Annotated in this window: 5 protein-coding genes and 1 pseudogene; 4 read left to right on the top strand and 2 right to left on the bottom strand. The window is 43.0% G+C overall.

Annotation, left to right across the window (positions count from 1 at the left end; all coding sequences use genetic code 11):
- The first annotated feature begins 22 nt into the window (after positions 1-22).
- The 4 genes and pseudogenes from A3842_RS07675 to A3842_RS07665 form a co-directional block, all read left to right on the top strand.
- Positions 23-385 carry a hypothetical protein gene (locus tag A3842_RS07675; protein ID WP_074087514.1) on the top strand — a complete coding sequence of 121 codons (363 nt, stop codon included), beginning with the start codon at positions 23-25 and terminating at the stop codon, positions 383-385.
- Between the two features lie 56 nt (positions 386-441).
- Positions 442-681: a hypothetical protein gene (locus A3842_RS31930; protein ID WP_143186199.1), complete on the top strand. Its 240-nt coding sequence runs from the start codon at positions 442-444 to the stop codon at positions 679-681.
- Positions 682-742: 61 nt separating this feature from the next.
- Entirely contained in the window at positions 743-1,021 is a 279-nt protein-coding gene (locus tag A3842_RS07670) for a hypothetical protein (RefSeq protein WP_244169758.1), read from the top strand.
- Positions 988-1,931, top strand: a pseudogene (locus A3842_RS07665) (transposase); the annotation flags it as partial. The gene A3842_RS07670 and the pseudogene A3842_RS07665, both read left to right, overlap by 34 nt.
- Before the next feature lie 150 nt (positions 1,932-2,081).
- Here A3842_RS07665 and A3842_RS07660 read toward each other — a convergent pair.
- Together A3842_RS07660 and A3842_RS07655 are read right to left on the bottom strand one after the other, a co-directional pair.
- Positions 2,082-2,297 carry a DUF3006 domain-containing protein gene (locus A3842_RS07660; RefSeq protein ID WP_074087515.1) on the bottom strand — a complete coding sequence of 72 codons (216 nt, stop codon included), beginning with the start codon at positions 2,295-2,297 and terminating at the stop codon, positions 2,082-2,084.
- Positions 2,278-3,357 (bottom strand): MBL fold metallo-hydrolase, encoded by a 1,080-nt coding sequence (locus tag A3842_RS07655; protein WP_074100973.1) that lies wholly within the window; start codon positions 3,355-3,357, stop codon positions 2,278-2,280. The genes A3842_RS07660 and A3842_RS07655 overlap by 20 nt, the downstream gene beginning before the upstream one ends.
- Between the last annotated feature and the right edge of the window lie 84 nt (positions 3,358-3,441).

The following is a 3,441-nucleotide window of genomic DNA, read 5'->3' as shown; positions in this document are numbered from 1 at the left end:
ATTAAAGGTGGTGTAATATTTTTTGTGGTTTTTGGGCCTTCTGTTTATTTTGATTTTTTATTTATCTATTGGTGAAATGTTGAACAGTTCAATGTTCAATATTGAATTTAGTTTATTTGATGGAATAATGCTTTTTCTACTATGTGTTGTAGTATTTCTATTCATTACATCAAAATATAAAAAACGAGTAATAGTAATCTGGGTACTTTTATCTGTAGTACCTGGAGGAGCTTTTATTTTCTATGGCTATTATACCCCTAGTTCTGGAGGCTGGATTAGTTTTGGATGGGATTGGGGTTTATGGGATTTGTTCATACCAATAATAGTGGCAATAGCACAAGGGATCACAATTGGATTAATCAAAACTATTAAACCAAATGACTGAGGTTTGACTTTCAGCTTTCGTCGTAAACACAATGATGTACTATCAAAGATATTTTTGTGAAGTACAGAATTAACCGCCCAAGGATAGGCGGTTTTTCTTTTGTTCAGAAAAAGGGAGGATTGTTTAATATGAGCCTAAAAAAACAGATTCGCCAGCCTACTGATGCTGTTGTTCCAGATGACCTAAACAAGCGAAGTAAAAAGGAATGGATAGAGAGCGCAGTGGTTTTGAAGCGGGAACGCTTTGAAATTGCCGGCGCTCTTTTTGATTGTACAGATGAGGCCCTGCTCTCATAGGAAGAAGTCAATCAGAAAGTGCAGGACTATTTAGGCCTGACAACAAAGGAGGAAGTAGTGAATGTCGATACAACGGAATAGACCCGGCGCGTATGTTGAACTGAAGGCGGTCGCCAAGTCGCGTGTCCTGTCGGTATCAGGCCGCGTGCTTGTGCCGTATCAAGCGGAGTGGGGGCTGCCGAACAAAGCTGTAGATATGGCAGGCCAGCCCGAGCGCTTTAAAGAATCCGGGCTGCTTGTAGATGAGTTGGAGTTGGCAGCGGAGAACGGGGCGACTGTGGTCGGGTACCGCGTGACCAATGGCAGCGAAGTGGCTGCATTACACTGGATGAATCCATGAAGACCGCCTTTCCGGTCAAAGTGACTACCGATGTCATTGAGGATGAGGTGCGATACTGCCAGCAGCTTGTCGCAGTAATTGAGCAGGACGGGCGTTTTACGGGACTACCTAAGGTGACTGAGCCATTGAATCTATTGAAAGAAAGCATTGCTGATGATTTGGAGCATCTACAAACATCTACGGATGCGGATGCCAAAGTGGGCCATAAAACGGCGGACTCCTCCTTTTTCGGATACAAAACTCATATCGCGATGAGCGAAGAACGAATCATTACGGCGGCAACGATTACCATAGGGGAAAAGAGTGACGGGAAAGAATTGCAAACCTTGATTGAAAAAAGCAAAGAAGCTGGAATGATTGTAGACACCGTCATTGGAGACACCGCCTATTCTGAAAAAGACAACATCGCCTACAGCATGAAACATGAAATTGAGCTGATATCGAAGTTAAATCCAATGATTACGCAAGGTGCCCGCGCGAAGGAAGATGAGTTTGAGTTTAACAAAGATGCAGGAATGTACGTATGCAAAGCCGGACATCTGGCGATCCGCAGGGCACGTCAGGGCAAAAAAGGTCAAGGGAAAAACCAGAAGCACACCTATTACTTTGATGTTGAACGGTGCAAAAAGTGCCCGATGAGAGAAGGGTGTTATACGGAAGGTGCAAAAAGCAAAACGTATTCGGTGAGCATAAAGAGCCATGAGCATTTAAAACAAGCTGCGTTTCAGGAAAGTGAGGCCTTTAAATCCAAGGCTAAAGAACGGTATAAGATTGAAGCAAAAAACAGCGAACTTAAACACAGACACGGGTACGACGTTGCGTCCTCCTCGGGTTTAATTGGCATGGAAATTCAGGGTCCATGGCGATATTCACCGTTAATTTAAAACGAATATTGAAACTTATGGAGTAAACAACGGCCATGTAAGGCGAACAGGGAGAAAAAAAGACGACGCTCCATTCGGAAGTAACAGAATGGACGTCGTCTTTTTGATACATGATCGTGTTTGAACCATGAAAGGCTGGTTTTTCAGTGGCCCCCGAAGTGACCGGGGCATTTTTATTATTCTTCAAACAATTCGTCCATTAAACTATCAATTTCCTCTTTCCGTGAGTCCGTATCCTCAGTATCTATTATGACCTTGCCGTCCTCGAAAATAAGGGTGTCTCCAGTCTTTACCTCTGCAGGTAATTCTGATTTTAGGATATCTTCCGTTTTACCATCAAATTCAATGACTGCATACTCACCCTCGAAGCGATCAATAATTCCCTTCCTCATTTACTTGCCCCCTTGGTAGTCGTATTTTATTTCCATCACTAATTGCAGTAATAGTTCCCTTTTGATCAGTTCGCAAAACTGAAGCATTCGCGCTTTTTAGCCTTGTCAATATGCCTGAATCCGGATGACCATAATTGTTTTTCCCGACGCTTATAATGGCGAGGGTTGGTTTGACAGCATCGAGAAAGGCTTTGCTGGTTGAGCTGCTGGAGCCATGATGGCCGACCTTTAGTACATCGGCTTTCAAACTCTTACCATCCGCAAGCATATCATTTTCAGACTTCAGTTCAGCATCTCCGGTGAATAAGAAGGACTTATTTTTATAAGTAACCTTTAGAACTGCGCTCCAATCGTTAAGATCATCACCATAGGTATTAACGGGCGCAAGGAAATTTGCTTCTACACCCGTCAAAGGAATAGTAACTCCCTTAGTCACTGCTTTTATAGTGCGCCCTTCATTTTTAACTGCTGTCAGGAAATCCTTATAGGTTTGCGTGGTATGAGACACCTTCGGTGCATAAACAGACTTCACATTGAGGGCCTTTAGAACATCATCCAATCCACCAATATGATCTGCGTCGGGATGAGTAGCCACCATGGCATCAAGCGTCTTTACTCCCAAAGCATTTAAATACTTTACAACATTCTTTCCTTGATCATTGTTGCCACCGTCGATTAGGACGTACTGATTGTTTGGCGTTCGGATCAAGGTGGAGTCACCTTGTCCAACATCGAAAAAGTAAACCTGCAGAGTGCCGACATTTTGTTTTTTAGGCACGATCAAAGTAGGAGCTGGTGTTGTAGTTGGTTTGGTTGTAGGCTTTGCGGTCGGTTTTATAACTGGTTTGGCTGTTGGTTTGGCAGTGGCAGCCGGAGCTGATTTAGAACCTCCGCCATTGTGGTAGTAGTATTCACCGTTTTCCAGTCCCCATTTTGCACAATTGGTACGGCAGTAATGACCACCATTTGAATCTGTTCTACCCGGATGTGCATTGGCGATAACAGGAAGCAAGATCAATAAAACCGACAAGATCATTGATAAAGCAATTCTATTCTTCATAAAATCCCCCAAGAGATGTTCTGGAGGTAGTCTATCAGAATAAGGGAATATTTTGTACTTGAAAAAAACAAATCAATAATAAAG

Source organism: Paenibacillus sp. P3E, from assembly GCF_001909045.1.
GTDB classification, from domain to species: Bacteria; Bacillota; Bacilli; order Paenibacillales; family Paenibacillaceae; genus Paenibacillus_AQ; species Paenibacillus_AQ helianthi.
This window is presented reverse-complemented; position numbering and strand designations above follow the sequence as displayed.

Excerpts from the sequence above, each read along its gene's own strand:
- A3842_RS07670 (WP_244169758.1), top strand. The coding sequence starts at position 743 with ATGTCGATACAACGGAATAGACCCGGCGCGTATGTTGAACTGAAGGCG.
- A3842_RS07660 (WP_074087515.1), bottom strand. The coding sequence starts at position 2,297 with ATGAGGAAGGGAATTATTGATCGCTTCGAGGGTGAGTATGCAGTCATT.
- A3842_RS07655 (WP_074100973.1), bottom strand. The coding sequence starts at position 3,357 with ATGAAGAATAGAATTGCTTTATCAATGATCTTGTCGGTTTTATTGATC.